Origin of the sequence: Halobellus sp. H-GB7 (assembly GCF_030848585.1) — an archaeon.
In the GTDB taxonomy this organism is placed as follows: Archaea; Halobacteriota; Halobacteria; order Halobacteriales; family Haloferacaceae; genus Haloquadratum; species Haloquadratum inordinatus.
On the sequence record NZ_JAVDDW010000003.1, the window covers coordinates 116138 to 133569 of the forward strand.

Sequence of the window (17432 nt, forward strand, 5' to 3'; positions counted from 1 at the left end):
CGCGCGTGACTGCGTGACCGTAAGAACAGTCTACTTCGGGCTGGTGACAGTCTGGGACGGCGACCCGCCGGTTCGACCCGCTCCGGGTTGTGACCGTGGCCGAAGCCGCTCGTACAACTCCTGGAGTTCGCGGCTGATCCGCGTCCACGTGTACTGCTCGCGTACGAGCTCACGGTTCGTCTCGCCCATCTCCCGCCGCAACTGGCCGTCAGTGCGAAGCGTATCCAGCGCGTCGACGAGCGCATCGACGTCGACCGGCGGGATCAGGATGCCGTTCTCGGAGCCGACAACCTCCGGGATCGCCCCGACCTCCGTCGACACGACGGCGTTGCCGCCGGCCATCCCTTCCAAGAGCGAGATCGGTAACCCTTCAGCGTACGTGGGCAGCACGTAGATCGATCCGTCGGTCAACAGCCCGTACTTCCGACTCTCCGAGACGTACCCGTAGTACTCCACGAATTCGTACTCGGCCGCGAGTGCTCGCATCTGCTCGGACTCCGGACCGTCCCCAGCGATGCTCACTCGAAACTCGGGTCCGTCGCGTGCGCTTAAGCGTCGGATCGCGTCGGCGAACTCGGCGACCCCCTTCCGCTCTATGAGGTTGGAGACGTAGACGATGTGTGGATCTTCTGCACGCCCATCCTCGGAGAACGACGACACGTCGATGGGATTTGGCAGCACCATCGCCTCGTCCAAGTCGGTCTCCGCACAGAGCACCTGCTCCCAGTACGAGGAGAGGACGATCACTTCCGCGGACAGATTCAGCACCCACCCGACGTACCACGAGCGGAGCAGACCAGACGTGCGGAGGAACTCGTCGAAGTCGGAGCCGTGAATGTGGACCACAATCGGTCGCCTCCAGACCAGCGCGCCGAAGACGACGAACACCGATTCTCGGTAAAACGAGAGGTACGACGACGCGTGTACGTGGACGACATCGGGCCGCTCGTAGAACGGAAACTCCAGTACCCTCCTGACGGCCGAAAGCACCGCGAGGAGCAGCCAGCGGTACTTGGCGACGCCACCCTCCGAGAGCGCCGCCTTCCCTGGCGGCGAACTCGTGCTGTGCGTCGTGACGTCGACCGAGTCAGCGATGTGCTGGGACTGCCCCCGGATGTACTGAGCGATGCCGCCGGTATCCCGACTGCAGGCCCCGACGACGAGGAGATTAGTTGACACTGCGTCACTCATCGTGCGCTTCTATCTTTTGAGGACGCATTGTTAGCAGGGTCGTACCGGCGGACGCGTCTGCTGATGCTGTCTGCTCACGCCACTGTCGCGCCGCTTTCACGACCGGCCGCCCGAGACCGACAAACCGGATTTCGACATTGTCTCGCTTTGCACTTCCCGGTAGTATATACCCCCATCGCCGTGAGAAGGCGCAGTATTACAATCACCGATGCTACTGATAAGACGACAACAAAATGACAGACGAGACGAAAGAGCGGGTGCGCCGTGCGGGGGCACAGTTGGAGCGGTCGCGCGGGACCATCTCTCGCCGCGCGCTTCTCACGACGGTCGCGGGGAGTTCGCTGCTCGGGGCTGCCGGGTGTGTCGGCCGCAAAGAGTCGCCCCAGGTGGAGCGCGGCGCAGACCACGACGGTGCCGACGCGTCGGACTCGACTCTGACGCCGGAACCTCCCCGCGTGGGACTCGGCTCCGACGCTTTCGAGCGACTGTCCGACCTCGAGGTCACGGATGGCGAACTGTACGCCAACAGCGAGCGGCACGTTACGGGCACACAGTGTGCCGAACTCCACACTGGAGCGGACGGAGCCTGGCTCCACGTTCCACTGGACGAACCGATGGACTTTCGCAACGCTCGCCCCGCGTGCTACGTCGCGATCGACGGCAGCGCTCCGGGGACGTATCCGTACATCGACCTTCAGGACCGCGAGGGCAACCGCCTCCGGACGCGCGCCGTCTCTCGCAGTCGCGGCGCGTTGGTTCGGCTCGACTTCGGGCTGTTGGATCCGCAGGTCGACGACGCCCCCGTCGATCTGGCGCACATTACCCGTGTCTCGTTTCGAATGGCACCGGGCGATGAGTCCGGAACCGAGAAGCTCTTTCTCGACTGTCCTGTCCGCGTCTCCGCCCCGGAGACTCCAAAGGTCGCGTTTATGTTCGACGACGGCAACGAAACCGACTACACGAAAGCGCTTCCGTATCTCGCACAGCACGACTACCCGGCGATCACGTACGTCAATCCCAGCACGATCGGAACCGAAGGTAAACTGACCGAATCACAGCTACGAGAACTACAGGCAGAGGGGTGGCTCGTCGGTTCGCACACGACGGACCACCTGAACCTCCGTGAGCTATCCGATCCGGCAGAGGTCGAAGCGCAGGTCCGGAGCGCGAAGCAGTGGCTCCTCGAACGGGGGTTCACCGAAGGCGCTCGACACTTCGCGTACCCCTACGGCGGCGTCGACGAACAGGCGCTCGAAATAGTCTCTACGGTCCACGACAGCGGACGGGTCGGCGGGTGGCAGCCCATCGCGCGCCCGTCGAACCCGCAGTTGATCCCCGGTGAGGGTGAGCCGACTCCGACAGAAGCCCGGCAGCTCTTAGATCAGACGATCGCGTACGGTGGCGTTCTCTCGCTGTTTTTCCACGGGCTCTCGACTGACGCGGGGCTCGACGAGTTCCAAGGCGTCGTCGACGAGGTTCACCGGCGAGAGCAGGCCGGTGAGATCGAGGTGGTCCGCGTGGACGAACTCGTTGCGGCGGCCGAGAACGGGTGACGTCGCCGCTGGAAGCCGCACCGCACGATCACACTGCAACCGCTCTGTTCGCCGACTAACCACGGTTCTCCAACGTAGCCCACTCGCCGAGTAACTATGCCTCGCCGACTACTCACGCCTCGCCGACTTACCACGCTACTCCTGTGCGACCGGTGTCACGGTCGCGCCCGCCCGCTCCCCGCCGAGTGAGAGCGTCAGATATCGGTACGCGTTGTCCATTCTCGGCTGTGCCGGTGGTTCGCCGCGGTAGATTAGGTAGACGACTCGCGTCCGCTCGCCGGCGTACCCTGGCGGCGGGGCGATCTCGTGCTCGTACTCCCACGTCTCGCCGTCGGCCAGTTGCTCCTGTGCGGTCAGATGCTGCTCGCGAGCCAGGACGGACGGGTCGTCGCCGGCGGTGAGCCGCTGTAACTGCACGACGACGGAGTACTCGACGGTCGCCTCCTCGTCGTTGCTCACGGCGAGTACCAACTGCTCTCGCTGTCCTGGCTCGATCGTCGCCGGATAGCCGCTCGCGACTAACTCTCCCGACGGTGCCCGCGTGAGTAGCGACGCTTCCGTCGATTCGGACTCAGCACTCGGCGCCGTTACGGCCAGCGCGAAACTGCCCACTGCGGCAGCGACCACGATGACCAACGCCGCTGAGAGTGCAACGCTTCTCGTCGACTGTGTACCAGTGTTCCGTCCCCCGTCGACGAACGCCGCCACCGAGGGTATTGGCGGCTGGTATCGGACCGATTGTGGGTACTGCCACCGTCGTCCGATACCGGCACCGAGGGTAACCAATGTGAGGACGGCGACGGCACCGAGAGCCGTCACGGCAGTGATTTCGACCCCGAGTGACGACAGCAGCAGCCCGAGGAGGGGCAAGAGCGTCACGCTCACGCCGAACGACAACCCGGCCCGCTCCCAGTGTCCGATACCGCTGGTCCCGTCGTGCTCACCGGTGCCGTTGGCCGCCGAGAGTTGCGTTGTGGGGCCCGACGGCGGTTCGGAACGCGTCGGAAACAGCAGCGTCGTGAGCGCGTACCCCGGGAGCAGAAACAGCGTCGGCAACGCGATGAGCAGCCGGACTCGATCAGGGACGGGCGCGACGACACCCACGCCCGCGACGACGAGCAGCGCGAGCGCTACGTAGACGTCGACGAGCTGTCGGGTGCCGGAGCGTCGCTCCGCGTTCATCGCCGTTCCCCCTTCGTGTTCTGATACCGTCGGACGTACGTTCGGGCCTGATCTCGGCCCCCGTGAGCGCCGAATATCGGCACGGAGCGACGTCCGACAGTATGCCTCCCATCGGATCGAAGTAGATCGACCATCGACTCGCGGGCTCTTACCCGCGTACGTGTATTGTTATAGCTCTCCTACGGTGGTCTCCCCACGTCGCACGCGGCGTCGCCGTCAGATCCTCTTGTGTCGTTATCGCCGTGTTCGCCGCCTTCGACTCCCGAAATACGATGTATAACAAAGACGGTTCTGGCCGAGAAGTCGACGATGGTCCTCGCTGAAACGACCCCGCTGGTGAGCGTCGTCATTCCGACGTACGGTCGCCCCGACTACCTCCCCGAGGCCGTCCGATGCGTCGCCGAACAGACGCACGAACGCGTCGAACTGGTGGTCGTCGACGATCACTCCCCGGAGCCGATCGAACCCGCCGTGGCCGATGTCGACGTCGACGGGCTCGCGCGTGCGGAGGTCGTTCGCCACGAGGAAAACAGGGGTGCGAATGCCGCCCGATGTACCGGAATCTCCCGGTCTGTGGGCGAGTTCGTCGCGTTCCTCGACGACGACGACCTCTGGGATCCGAGATACCTCGAACGGGTCGCAGACAGGTTCGAAGAGGGCGGCTCCGACGTCGGTGTCGTACTCGTCGGGGCCCGCGTCGTCGACGACGACGGTGAGCGAATTGGATCAGTCACGCCGGCCGCCGACGGTCGCGTGACCGAAGCGATCCTCCGGGGGACGGTTCAGGCGGGGTCGTTCTCGCGGTTCGTCGTCCGGCGCTCGATAGTCGATGCGGCCGGGGTCCCCGACGACCGGCTCCCGAGTTTACAGGACAAAGAGTGGCACATCCGATTGTCGACGCAGTGCCGCTACGCGTCAGTCCCCGAGCCGCTCGTCACTCGTCGGTACACGTCACACGATCAGATCACCGACGACTACGAAGCCAAGCGTGACGTTTCGGTACCACTCCTCCTCCGGAAACACCGTGATCTCGCAGCGGAGTACGGGCGCGATACCGAACGGCGGTTCGTCGCGTCGCTCACCCGTACCCTGGGCTTCTCTGCGCTCCGAAACGGCTACTACAGATCCGCTCTCAAACACTTCCTCGCGGCGCTCGGACGCGACCCGACCGATGCGACGTCGTATCTGTATCTGCTCGTCGCACTGGGTGGGCCGATGACGTACAAACCGGCGCGGCACGTTCGGCGAGCCGTTCGTAATTCCCGGACGTAGCCGCTATTCGAGGTGTTGCTGTAGCCAGGACTCCACAGTGCTCACAGCCGCGAGCGGGCCGAGGTTGTTGGCTTCTCCAGCGTCGTGGGCTCGTCGCAGCGTCTGGAGAGTATCGGCGTCGAAAACCGGCCGTGTCGCGGCGTCGTCTAAGAGTCCGTCGACGAGGGCCCGTAGCCGATCGTTGCTCTCGTACCAGCGGCTCTGCATCCGTCGCCCCCCGTAGGCCGTCTTACCGAGGAGCCGTTTTGACCCCGTGTCGGCGACGAATCCCACGGTGTGCAGCCAGTGTGGATACGACGGCGGGAACTTCGTCCGCTCGTAGGGGATGTCCGAAAGGCCGTCGTCAAGCGCCCGCGTGAACTCGAACTTCCCCTTCGCCGCCCCTGCCGGAATCTTCCCGCCGGTGAAGGGGATCGCCCGCTCCCGGTACGACAGCGGGAGGTCCGTCGCTGCCGTCAGGAACTCACCGTCGACCAGCGGGACGCGACTTCCCACTTGGCTCCGGGCGATGCGGTTGCTCGCGAATTCCCCACGAGCGACGTAGTTACGGTAGTACGCAGTGAGCGCTGTCTCGGCTGGGTCGGTCGACGGCGCGTCCGCGACGACCGTGCGGTAGGTCGCCATCGGATCGACATCGGGTGCGAGCACCGACTGTACTGTCGCCCGGTCCGTCTGGTGCTTCGCGTGGTAGAGCACCTCCTCGGGCATCTCGTGCTGTCCGAGGAGCGTCTGGCCGATCCCGGCACCCATCAGCGTCCCTTGGCCGCAGCCTTCGAGGATCAGATCCGTCGGCTCGTCGATGTTGAACACGGCCGTCAGGTTGAGAAACGTCCGCCACGTGAGCATCCCGCCCGTCAGCGAGACGGCCGTCTCGAACACGTCGACGAACCGATCCGGAGTGAGCGGGACGAGCTCGTTCTCGGCGCCGACCCGCTCGGCTATCCGTTTCGCGATTTCGATGTTGCCGCCGCCGGCGGGGTTCGCGTCGTAGGTGTAGGTGACCAGTGAACTGAGGTTCCGTGAGAGTTCGCTCGCCATCGTCCGACTGTCGAGTCCGCCTGACAACCAGAGCCCGACGGACCCGTCCATCGTGGCCGACGTGTCCGCCATCGCGCGCCGGTAGGCGTTCACGATCGGCGTGAACGGGTCCTTCTTCGGGCTGACGTCGACGTCCAACTGCCAGTACGCTTCGGTGGAGACGCTCCCCTCTTGGGACTCGAGGACCGTCGCCGGTGGAAGTGTTGAGACCTCCTCGACGAGCGTCTTCTCGCCCCAGACCTGACCCAGCATCACCATATCGCTCACGCCTTGGACGTCTACCGTTGGATCTTCAACGCCGGCGAGCGGGGATGCGGCGTTCGATCCGAACGCGAAGCCGTCTTCGGCTGCGTAATAGCAGGGCCGCGCCCCGAGTTTGTCGGTCGCGACGAGTAATCGCTCTGCTCTGTCGTCGACGGCGGCCAGCAGGAACGGCCCGTCGAGTCGACGGAGCGTTTCGGCGGGCGCCTCGAACACGCGCGCGAACAGGCGTTCGTACCGGCCGTCGAACGCGTCCAGGTTCGTGATCGCACCGTGGATCACGCCAGCGCGTCGACCGTCCTGCCAGCAGTGCCAGCCGCCGGGGTCCTTCGTGCCGTGATGGACGATCGCGAGCCCGTAGTCTCCGGCTTCCGCTCGGTCCGTCTCGTACCACGGCTCCTGGTGAACCGGTGCGAGAAGCGCTGAGAGCGACGGGCCATCCGGACCGACCCCGACGATCCCGGTCATCGATCCTCCTCTGCGGGTACACACTGCAAACTGTCCGGCACGATACCCATAGCTGTGTCTCTAAAGCCGACCGACGAGGATTGTTATATCCTGGCTACATTCTGTCTCCTCCCACAGCGGTCCCCGCTACCGTGGGTATAACAATATCCAGCAGACACCACAAGCGGGTATGTACGGACTGCACCAGGTCCGCCAGGTGATTCGGGAGCCGTCGCTCGCCGTCCGTGAGGCAAACCGGCTGTATCACACTCGTTTGGGACGGCGGCGAGGACCGCCTGGAGGCGTCGATATCTTCGAGGAAGACTGGGATAGTCTCGTCATTCTCGACGCGTGCCGCTACGACATTTTCGCTCAGCGTTCACTCCCGGGTCGCCTCGAATCGCGGATCTCGAAGGGCTCTCACACGAGCGAGTTTCTGGCTGCCAACTTCGCCGGGCGGGACCTTCGAGACACGGTCTATGTGACCGCGAGCCCGATGTATTACCGCAAGCGGGACGCGCTCCAGACGAGGTTTCACGACGTGGTGAACGTCTGGCGCGACGTCGGCTGGCACGAGGACTTTCGAACGGTGCTCCCGGAGACGATGGCCGACTACACCGTCCAGGCCGCCGAGACGTACCCGAACAAACGAATCGTCGCGCATTTTCTCCAGCCGCACTATCCATTCATCGGGTCGACAGGACGCAAACACTTCGACCTCGATAAACTGAATTTCGCCTGGAGTGACGTCAAGCGCGGCACGTTCGGTGTCTCTGACGACGTCCTCTGGGAGGCGTTTCGAGAAAACCTAGACGTCGCCCTTCCGCACGTCCGACAACTCCTCGGGGATCTCTCCGGTCGAACGGTCGTGACCGCGGACCACGGACAGATGATCGGCGAGCGAGCCTCACCCCTGCCGATCCGCGAGTACGGGCACCCGCCGGGCATCTACACGGACGAACTCGTGCGCGTACCCTGGCTCGTCTCCGACAACGGCGAGCGGAAGACGATCGTTGACGGTGGCGCTACCGCAGCCGACGCAGACGTTAGCGAAGAGGTCGTCCGGGACCGACTGGAGAGTCTCGGATACGTTCATACTGTCGGACAGAAGTTCGTGAACCATTCTGGCACCCACGGGGTGCCGACACTTTTCACATAGCTCTGTCCGACAGTATCAGTAGCGGGCGCGCACCGCGACCGTCGGACTATCCGTCGTTGTCCGAGATGGAGACCGACGCGTCGCCGTTGATCGATAGGCTAGTGATCTCCCCGGAGTACCGATAGCCGTCGACGCCCTGGGAGATGTATCCGTTGACCGTTCCATCGGAGGTCGAGTCGGTCAGCGAGTCGATCGTGGTCGAACCCGTTCCCGAACTCAGCTTGTCGCTCCGAACCACGTCGCCCGAGACGCTGAAACTGTAGGTGGTCGCCCCGGCGCCGTCCCCGTCGATCGTGATCGTGTTCGGGAGCTTCGTGGCGTCGTCGGTCGACTCGTCGGTTTGTTCGTCCGTCTCTTTGTCTGTCTGCTCGTCCGTTTCCTCGTCGGTCTGCTCGGTCGCCGGATCGTAGGTTGCCGGATCGATCTGCTTCCCGTTGAGGTACATCGAGCCGTCGCCTTCGAGCAGCTCGATCGATTCGACCGATCCAGAGAACTGGATGGCGTCCATCTCGTCTGTGGCCCACCCTTCGAGCGTCCCGTCGGAGATGGTGTCGTACTCGCTCAGCGACGTCCCGAGGGCGGGGTGGTCGGCGATTTCGCCGGTCACGCTGACCCGGTAGTTCTTCGTGCTCCCGTTGCCCGGAATCTGTAGGGTCGAGGGGAACTCGCCGCTCGTGCTCAGCGTCGCAGGATCGATCTGCTGACCGTTGACAGACACTTTTGCCTCTCCTTCGAGGAACTCGATGCGCTGGAGCGGCCCGGAGAACTGGTAGGTGTCTGCTACTCCTTCGGAGGTGATCCAGCCATTGACGGAGGACTCGGAGACTTCATCCCACGCTTCGACGTCGTCCGTCGCTTCGAGTTGGCCGCCGACGGCGAACTCGTAGTTCGTCTTCGTGCCGGTTCCGGTGACGGTCAGCTCGTTCGTCAGCGTCGTGGTGGTCGTGTCGCTCTCCGTTTCCTCTTCTTCGGTCGACTCCGCCGGTGCGTCGGTGTCGGGGATCGTACAGCTGTCCCGGGAGACGCTCTCGTCGACGTCGACGCCGGAGACGGGACTGGAGATACAGCCGCTTTGCATCGTGGCCGGCCGGTCGTTGACCGTAACCTCGCCGCTGCCGGAGAACTGGCTCTTGCGGATGTCGATCGACTGGTCGGGTGCGGCCTTCCACCAGCGGGGTTCGCCGCGTGCGAAGATGGGCTCGACTTCGCTATTCTCCGAGCGGAACCGGCTGTTGACGATTTCGATCGGTCCGGCGTTGCCGTCGGCAAACAGGAGCCGACCGCGGTCGGGGCCGGACTTGTACATAAACTCACAGTCCTCGATGCGAATCGGCCCGGGCGTCGTCTCGTTCGTCTCACAGACCACGCCGTGGGGGTTGATGAACTCGCCCCCGTTGTCCGGGTCCGCGTTCTCGGTGTCGACGACGAACGTACAGTTCTGAATGGTGTTTTGGTTCCCGTCGCCGCCGCCGATCCGGATCGACGTCTGATTGTTATTCCTGAACAGACAGTTCTCGTAGTGGACCGTCCCGGAAGTCCGGGAGGCGTATACGGCGTTCGTGCCGGTGTTTTCGATGTGGGAGTTCCGGATGACGAGCTCGCCTTCGTGACGGTCGCCGAGCCAGATACAGCTATCGTTGGAGTTGCCGTCGAGGTGGCCGTGCGAGACGATGTCCGTCGGGCCCGTTCGCACCAGACCATCGATGACCGCGCGGCCGTTCGGATCCAGCGCCATCGGCACGACGTTGATCTTCGAGCCATCCGCGTGAACGGGGTTGAACCCGACGAACTCTACGTCCTGGACGCGGATCTTGTCCTCGCCACGGAGGACGATTCCGAGCCCGCCGTCGTCTTCAGCGCTGTAGTCGAAGGTGACGTTCTCGACGAGCTGTCCGGAGCCGCCGTTGGTCTTTGTCAGATACCGTCCTTCACCAGGCGTCGTCACGAACCGCACGTCCGAGGGACTGCTTCCCAGACCACGGATGCCCCAGTTGTCCGGCGAGCCGAAGTCCAGCTGGCCGTCGAAGTAGTAGGTCCCAGCCGGGAACTCCACGAGCGTGTCGCCGCTCGCCAGCGCGTCTTCCAACGTCGAGTCGATCGGATCGTTGCCGTTCGGATCCAGGCCGAGGTCGTCGACTGCATCGACGACAGTACTGAATTGGATCCCGTACCGTTCCGTCGCTGCTGCCGCGCCGCCAACGAACGCCGACGACCCCGCGGCGAGCATCGCCGCCCCCGCTTTGAGGCAATTACGCCGATTAAGGAGTCCCTTACTAGAGGTTTCAGACCCCATACTCGGCGTTTCGTCATCTGAGCCGGCCGATTCTTCCTGCTCCGCAAATTCACTCGTAGATGCCACAGTAGGATCTTCCTTCTCACCACTAGTGTCGTCCATTGCTTCGTCGGGATCAGTAGGAGATATCTAATTAACCGTACCGACCAGTAGGATTCTCTTAGCAACCGTATGATTGTTCTTTACCTAGGTCTCACTTTGTTTGGTTACGTTTTGAGTATACACCAAGAGATCTCAGCCAGAAATGAGGCGTTTTGCTGGCCTGCGCGCCACTCTTAGCAGGTGTGGTAATAGTTACCTACTATGTCGGCTACGATTGTAGTACAATCCTGCTAGTAGTAGTGTAGTATTACTAACTGATGTGGGAGAAAACAGACGTTCCGACTGGATGTCGAGACCTATCGGGCCGCTACGCTTCGGTACTTCCCCCGCTCGAACGGCTAGAAGTATCCGAGATCTTCCAGTTGCCGTCGCATCTGCGCTGAGAACTCTGCGCGGTCTGTACTCTCCTCACGCGCGTGTTCGGCGAGCCACTCGTCTGTCACCCGACGGAAGCGCTCGGTGATCGCCGGTTCGCTCTCTGCACGATCGACAGTCTCGTCAGGGAGGACGAACAGGTCTTCCTGACCGTTGCACCGCTGATATCGATAGTCGGCCGTCCGAACGCTCGTGAGGTTGCCCGGACAGAAGTGCGATCCACTCTCGGGATCGTGATCCCGGATCTGGTCGATCTTCTTCCGGGCCCGCTTCCCGCCGCGCTGGGTGACGGCGACGGCCCGTTCGCCAGCCGAAACGTCCTGTCCTGCCGGCACGGAAAGCGAGAGTTCACACCGATTCGAAATCGTCTTCAGAACGTCGGCGGGCTGTACGAGGCAGTTCCCACCGTCGAGCCCCTCGATGCCGGAAATTACCAGCGGAACGTTCGTCACGGCAGTGTTCGCGACGAGCATATGTGCGAGACACCCTTCTTCCCCGAGCAACTCGCCGTGGTCGGCCGTGACGACGACGATGGGATCGTCGAGATACGATCGCGCGGTGTCGACGATCGTGCCAGCGAGGGAGTCTACGTACCGGATCGCGGTGTCGTAGAGGACTTCGATCGCATTCCACTCGGCGTCGGAGAACGGCAGTCCGGCCGCCATCTGTTCGATCAGCCGGTCCGACATCTCCATCGCGACCGACAGGGCCGCAGCGAGATCTAACTGGAGGTCGTCGACGAACGCTTCCCGCCACCCTTTCGGCGGATAGTAGGGATGGTGGCTGTCTCCGATGTGCACGTACAGAAAGAGGGGGTCATCCTCGTCAGCCCGCTGTCGTATGTGTCGGGTCGCGATCTCGGCGACGAGATACCCGATACTGTGCTTTTTGGTGTCCATCGTCAGGCCGGCGGAGTGGTGACGAATCTGTCGCAGATACCGGACCATCGACCGCAGTCCCGCTTCTTCGAGTAGCGTGCCCCGCGTGAGGTAGTGGAAGTCGTCGAACCCGCGGTCGAGACCGGTCGCCTCGCTCACCTGCGCGATCGGCGACACGGCTGCCGTCCGGTACCCTCGTTCGGAAAGCTGTTCGGGGACGGTCTCGATGTCCGCTGGTAGCTTCGAGTCGAACGACAGCACGCCGTGGCTGGCGGGTGCGCTGCCAGTGAGCATCGATGCGCTGGACGTTCGCGTCCAGATCCCGTGAGCGAAGCAGTTCGAGAACGCCGCACTGTCGCTCCGCGCTGCGAGCCGGCGCACGTTCGGCGTCGTGTCGCGCTCGTGGCCGCTGAGGGAGGTGTGATCCTGACGGACACTCTCCAAGGTGATCCAGATGATATCCCGGCGCGGCATCGTGTGGGCGCACGCGATCTATACGGTTAATTCATTACCAATTACCCCCGATTGCGCCCGATTACAGAGGCTACTATTCGCCGGTATCGACCGCTGATTTGGCCGCTGCCGGGTAATCTCGGCATAACAAAGTCGATACGCTGGGCTGTATCGATTCACCTGTAATGAACACGATCAGTCGCCCCGAGAGCCTGGATCGAACGCGCGCCACGGTTCCCGTCTGGGTCGATCTGGTGAGCCCTTCGCACCCCTTCTTCTTCGCCGCGCTGATGGATCGCCTCGACGGCGTCGCTCTCGACGTCACCGTTCGTGAGAAGGGCGAGACGGTCCCGCTGGCCCGGGAGGTCGGATTCGACTTCCGGGTCGTCGGTCGAGATTTCGACCACGAGACCCTGCGAAAGGTCGGGATTCCGCTTCGAACGGGACAACTCGGCCTCGAAGCCCCTGACGCCGCCGTCGCGCTTTCGGCTCGGAACGCGATGTCCGTGCTCGCTGCCAGGGCCAACGGCATCCCGAGCATCCACTACACCGACAACGACATCACCGCCTACGTCGACGGCCTGTGGGCCGAACAGCTCTACAACCGCCTGGAGGCGCTGGCGACCCACAACGTCGTACCGGCCGCGTTCGAACGCGACGAACTCGAACGGTGGCCTGCGAGCGGGGCCGTACACACCTACGACGGGATCAAAGAGGACGTCTACGTCGCCGACTTCGAACCAGAGCCGGATTTCACTGACAGATTCCCGTTCGAGACGTTCGTCGTGATCAGACCCGAGGCTCTCACGGCCGCGTACGTCGACGTCGAAGCGTCGATCGTTCCCGACCTGCTAGAGGGGTTCGTAGACCGTGACATCCCGGTCGTCTATCTCCCTCGCGGCCGCGGCGACGAGGAATTCGCGGACCCCTACGACCGAAGCGAGGTGTTCGTCCCCGAGAATCCGCTCAACGGCCTCGATCTGGCCTGGAACGCTCGGTGTATGCTGACCGGCTCCGGCACGATGGCCCGCGAGGCCGCCAGTCTCGGCACGCCGGCGGTCTCGTTCTTCCCGAACGAACTGCTCTCTGTCGACCGTCACCTCGTCGAGGAGGGCCGGATCTTCCACTCGCGGCACCCCGACGACATCGTCGCGTACGTCACCGGCCTCGACGCTGCCGACGCGGTGCCCGATACGAGCCGCGCCGAGCGCGTTCAAGAGGAGGTCGCCCGACTGACGGCTCGGCTCATTAACTCGGAGGTCGACGCCTGATGAGCGAACCATTGCACGCGGACTCGCGGATCGAGGCTCGGCCGGCCGAAGGGGACCTCTCTGACCGGGACGCGTATCTCCAACAGGTGATGCTCGACGCACTCTCGTATGCCCGCCAGCGCAACTACACCGGCTACGACTACTTCGACGGGATGAGCAGCCGCCTTCTCCGGGCGCTTCCTGTCGAGAACAAGTGGCTCAACATCGCCGTCCAAGAGAACATCAAACGCGCCCCAGTAAACGTTCGGCCGCTGTTCCTCGTCGAACAGCGTCGCAATTTCAAGGGGTCTGCGTTGTTTACGATGGCCAACGAGACCGCCTACCAGCTCACCGGAGACCGGACGTATCTCGATCAGGCCCGTCACCTCGCCGACTGGCTCGTCGACGAGCAAAGCGAGGACTTCGCCGGGTTCTGCGGCGGGCACCGCCACCAGATGCAACAGCTCCGGGAACTGCGTCCGGCGAACACGCCGAACGTAGTCCCTACCTCCTACGGCGTGAAGTCGTTGCTCCGGATGGCGACCTACGACGACGACTACGGTGAGACCGCACACACCGCCGAACGCTTTGTGGTAGACGAACTGGACTACACGGAACTCGACGGCGGGGCGCGGATCGTCTACCAACCGCTGTTCGACGGCGACTTCTACACGCTCAACGGGGGGGCGGTGGGTGCTCGCTTGCTCGTGGATCTGTACGACCACTTCGGGGCGGACCGACACCTCGATCGGGCGCGCCAGTTACTGGACTACATCGCGACAAAGCAGGCCGCTGTCGGCGGCTGGGCCTACCGCGACCCCCCGTCCGCGTCGCATCTCTCGATGGACAACCACCACAACGGCTTCATCGTCGAGTCTTACCAGCGGTATCACGAAGTCGCTGGCGACCAACGGTACGAGGAGACGCTCGACCGCGCACTGTCTTTCTACCGCGACCAGCTGTTCGAGGCCGACGGCGCGCCGAACTGGGACGAGCGGAGCTCCTATCCACGGGACATTCACGCCGCGACGCAGGGGATCATCGTCTTCTCGAAGGCCGGCGACTTCGAGTTCGTCCGCCGAATCGTCGACTGGGTGCTCGCGAACCTCTACGCCGGTGAGGGGCAGTTTTACTACCAGCAGCGGCGCTTCTACACCAAGCGCTTCACGCTGATGCGGTGGTGTCAAGCGTGGATGGCGTACGCGCTGTCTGTGTACTTCGAGGAGCGATACGGCGGAGGGGGGACGTAATATGGATCGCTCAGTACTCCTGCGGAACCTCCGAAAGCACTGGAACGACGCTGGCTGGTGGCGCGACGTTGCTGTCCCCTTTGCGGTGCGAACCGCCTTCGTTCAGCCATACTTCAGATACGTCGCCGACGACAGGGGAACCGACGTGATGGCCGAGGACTGGGACACGCTGGTCATCCTCGATGCCTGTCGGTACGATATGTTCGCAGCGACGAACCCGCTGGAGGGCGATCTGCAGACCCGCCGTTCCCGAGGCTCCAACACCGCGGAATTCCTCCGACGCAACTTCGAGGGCCACTCGTTCGAGGACACAGTCTACGTCACCGCGAACCCGCAGGTGAACGTCAACCTCGACGACCCCTTCTACGAGACGATTTCGGTGTGGCAACGCGCGTGGGACGACGACCTGAACACCGTGTTACCGGAGACGATGGTCGAGGCAACTATCGAGGCCCACGAGACGTACCCGAAAAAGCGCATCATCAGCCACTTCGTCCAACCACATTATCCGTTCGTCGGCGAACTGGGTCAGTCGCTCTTAGACGAGCAGGCCGGCATCGAGTTCTCGAAGCGGCAGGCGACGGGCGAGGCCGCCGAGAGCGACCACTACAACGTCTGGGATCTGCTGAAACGCGGTGTCGTCGACGAGACAGCGATCTGGGACGCGTATCGGGAGAACCTCGAACTCACCTTCCCACATATCGAGCGCCTCCTCGCGGCGGTCTCGGGACGGACGGTCGTGACCGCCGACCACGGCAATCTCGTGGGCGAAGTCCCCGAACCCTTCCCGATTCCATTCCGGATGTACGGCCACCCGCCCGGGGTGTACGCCGACGCGCTCGTCACAGTGCCGTGGCTAGTCGTCGAAGCCGACGTGCGCCGAGACATCGTTGCCGGCGACGCGAGCGGGACTGCCGAGGATGCGCCTGAAACTGACGGAGACGACGAGGAAGCCGAAGACCGGCTTCGAGCCCTCGGGTATCTCTCGTAACCGCCGCCCGATCGGCCGTCTCATAATGATTACTCTCGTCTCTTACCGCCGACCATCGCCACCGGGAGTGGCGCTCGGCGGTACACAGTGAGAGTAATCACTATCAGAGTGTGACGAGATAGTACGGATCGTCCCGCAGTTTGTCTCCGATCACGTCTTCGACGTCCCCCAGAGTGAAGAACAGCACCTGGAGCCCGTTCAGATCGTAGGCGTCCAGTACGCCGGCGTCGGCCAGTTCTCGTTGTATCTTCGGTTTGTTCCACGAATAGTACTTCGAGACGTACTGCCCACAGGTCTGGTTGATCGGCTCGCACGCCGACTCGGGGCCGCACTGCACTCCTTCGTACGTTCTGTCGGTCATATAAGGGACGTCGAACTCGTGCTCGAAGTAGTGCAGATGCGAGCACGTGATCCAGGGCACGCCGACGTCCATCACGAGGACGTCGTCGTCGACGAGCTTCGCGAAGCACCCATCGGGATGATACGAGTCGTCGTGGACGCACTCCTCGAATCGGTACGGTCCGTCGACGAGGATCGACTTGATGGCGTCGTCCGTTCGGTACTCGGCGTCCCTCAAGAACAGCCTGCTGAACATCCCGTGCTTGGGCCGCGAGTGTTCCTTGTGATAGACTCCGGACATTTTGAAATAGTCGGTGAACCCGGGAGCGAGGACGCTCTCGAAATTCGCTTCGACCTTCGAGAGAAGGAACTCGTACGGGTTCGTGTCGAACGCACACTTGATGTCGCTCAATCCGACGTGGAGAAAGACCTGATTCTCACCGCTGGCGTGAGTCCGCAGAATCTCCTCGAACGTCCTCTCTGACACCGCCGAGACTGACCGGCGCTGATTCCGTTGTTTCAGCACCTGATGCTTGATGAGGTTCGCAGCCCAGCTTGTCGTTCGTAGCGGATCAGAGCGCATACTCTGTCACCTCCGTTTCGAACCACGACGGCGGGATGCTGAGAATCGCTCCGTGGTCGCGTGTCGTATTGAACGGATTGAGCAACAGTCCGAGATCGGGGTCCCAGCTGATGAACACGTAGGCGTTCGTCGTCGGGATCGACGACACGTATTCACCGATCGGCGTCGACCGCTCGAACTGCGCGATCCGGTGCCAACGTCCGTACCCCGTGCGATCGGACGCAGCGAGTACTTCGACGGTCTTCGGATTCTGCCGTCGCGCGCCCGGCGGTGCGGTGCTATCGAGCCCAGTCGTGGCTGCTGTCGAGAGCACGACCCAGGTCTCTTTACCCCGCTCGACGGTTTCAGCGTAGAACACCGGCGCGTCAACGGTCGCCACGACGTCTGGCTCCGGTGTGCCGTCCGATTCTGTGGCCCGTATTGCGTCACGATCCAAGCGCAGGATTTCGACGCGATCGGTGTAGGGACAGTCCATCCCCCAGAATACCGCGTCCGGAGTGAACGCGAGCTCGACGGCGCGCCACCGCTGACTCCCACGACCGACGGGCCGGAACTCCTCGCTCTCGAATCTCCCGATCGCGCTTTCGCCGTCCGTGTCGCCGGTCGTCCCCCACAGGTCGCCGGAATAGGGGTCACGAAACACGCCGTGGAAGTGTCGCACGTCGGTTCGGCTCACGAACGGCGACCATGTAGCCCCATCTTCGCTGACCAGCACGCGAGCAGGTTCCCCACCGAGTGGATACTCAGCGAGATATACGCGGCCGTTGTGTCGGCACACAGACGTCGGTAGCACTCCCATCGGCCCCGCAGAGGCC

13 protein-coding genes are annotated in these 17432 nt (G+C 63.2%); 6 read left to right on the top strand and 7 right to left on the bottom strand.

Translation table 11 applies throughout. From position 1 onward, the window contains the following. Window positions 1-30: 30 nt before the first annotated feature. On the bottom strand, window positions 31-1179 hold the full coding sequence (locus tag RBH22_RS07455) for a glycosyltransferase family 4 protein (RefSeq protein ID WP_306677044.1): 1149 nt from the start codon (window positions 1177-1179) through the stop codon (window positions 31-33). A 245-nt stretch (window positions 1180-1424) separates the two neighbouring features. Between RBH22_RS07455 and RBH22_RS07460 the strand changes: the two genes are divergently transcribed. Continuing rightward, complete coding sequence (locus tag RBH22_RS07460) at window positions 1425-2744, top strand: polysaccharide deacetylase family protein (RefSeq protein WP_306677045.1); 1320 nt, start codon at window positions 1425-1427, stop codon at window positions 2742-2744. Window positions 2745-2879: 135 nt separating this feature from the next. Here the strand turns inward: RBH22_RS07460 and RBH22_RS07465 are convergent, their stop codons facing one another. Then, on the bottom strand, window positions 2880-3926 hold the full coding sequence (locus RBH22_RS07465) for a DUF1616 domain-containing protein (RefSeq protein WP_306677046.1): 1047 nt from the start codon (window positions 3924-3926) through the stop codon (window positions 2880-2882). A 309-nt stretch (window positions 3927-4235) separates the two neighbouring features. Between RBH22_RS07465 and RBH22_RS07470 the strand changes: the two genes are divergently transcribed. Next, window positions 4236-5198, top strand: a complete 963-nt coding sequence (locus tag RBH22_RS07470) for a glycosyltransferase family 2 protein (RefSeq protein WP_306677047.1) — start codon at window positions 4236-4238, stop codon at window positions 5196-5198. A gap of 3 nt (window positions 5199-5201) precedes the next feature. Here the strand turns inward: RBH22_RS07470 and RBH22_RS07475 are convergent, their stop codons facing one another. Next, window positions 5202-6965, bottom strand: a complete 1764-nt coding sequence (locus RBH22_RS07475; protein WP_306677048.1) for an asparagine synthase-related protein — start codon at window positions 6963-6965, stop codon at window positions 5202-5204. A 169-nt stretch (window positions 6966-7134) separates the two neighbouring features. Between RBH22_RS07475 and RBH22_RS07480 the strand changes: the two genes are divergently transcribed. After that, entirely contained in the window at window positions 7135-8103 is a 969-nt protein-coding gene (locus tag RBH22_RS07480) for a hypothetical protein (RefSeq protein ID WP_306677049.1), read from the top strand. Window positions 8104-8149: 46 nt separating this feature from the next. Here the strand turns inward: RBH22_RS07480 and RBH22_RS07485 are convergent, their stop codons facing one another. Beyond that, complete coding sequence (locus RBH22_RS07485) at window positions 8150-10498, bottom strand: right-handed parallel beta-helix repeat-containing protein (protein ID WP_306677050.1); 2349 nt, start codon at window positions 10496-10498, stop codon at window positions 8150-8152. Between the two features lie 338 nt (window positions 10499-10836). Beyond that, entirely contained in the window at window positions 10837-12225 is a 1389-nt protein-coding gene (locus tag RBH22_RS07490) for a sulfatase (RefSeq protein ID WP_256290503.1), read from the bottom strand. A 164-nt stretch (window positions 12226-12389) separates the two neighbouring features. Here RBH22_RS07490 and RBH22_RS07495 point away from each other — a divergent pair, with 164 nt between their 5' ends. From RBH22_RS07495 to RBH22_RS07505, 3 genes are read left to right on the top strand one after another with little or no spacing between them, the layout of a single operon-like run. Then, on the top strand, window positions 12390-13475 hold the full coding sequence (locus tag RBH22_RS07495) for a DUF354 domain-containing protein (RefSeq protein ID WP_306677051.1): 1086 nt from the start codon (window positions 12390-12392) through the stop codon (window positions 13473-13475). Continuing rightward, window positions 13475-14704, top strand: a complete 1230-nt coding sequence (locus RBH22_RS07500; RefSeq protein ID WP_306677052.1) for an antibiotic ABC transporter permease — start codon at window positions 13475-13477, stop codon at window positions 14702-14704. The genes RBH22_RS07495 and RBH22_RS07500 overlap by 1 nt, the downstream gene beginning before the upstream one ends. A gap of 1 nt (window position 14705) precedes the next feature. Continuing rightward, a complete protein-coding gene (locus RBH22_RS07505) occupies window positions 14706-15695 on the top strand; it encodes a hypothetical protein (protein WP_306677053.1) in 990 nt (329 codons plus the stop codon). Window positions 15696-15798: 103 nt separating this feature from the next. On the opposite strand, the gene RBH22_RS07510 is transcribed toward RBH22_RS07505, so the two are convergent. Beyond that, the gene (locus RBH22_RS07510; RefSeq protein ID WP_306677054.1) at window positions 15799-16617 is read right to left on the bottom strand and encodes an AAC(3) family N-acetyltransferase; all 819 of its coding nucleotides are present in this window, start codon (window positions 16615-16617) and stop codon (window positions 15799-15801) included. Then, a complete protein-coding gene (locus RBH22_RS07515) occupies window positions 16607-17293 on the bottom strand; it encodes a hypothetical protein (protein WP_306677055.1) in 687 nt (228 codons plus the stop codon). Before RBH22_RS07515 ends, RBH22_RS07510 begins: the two co-directional genes overlap by 11 nt. Window positions 17294-17432: the final 139 nt, after the last annotated feature.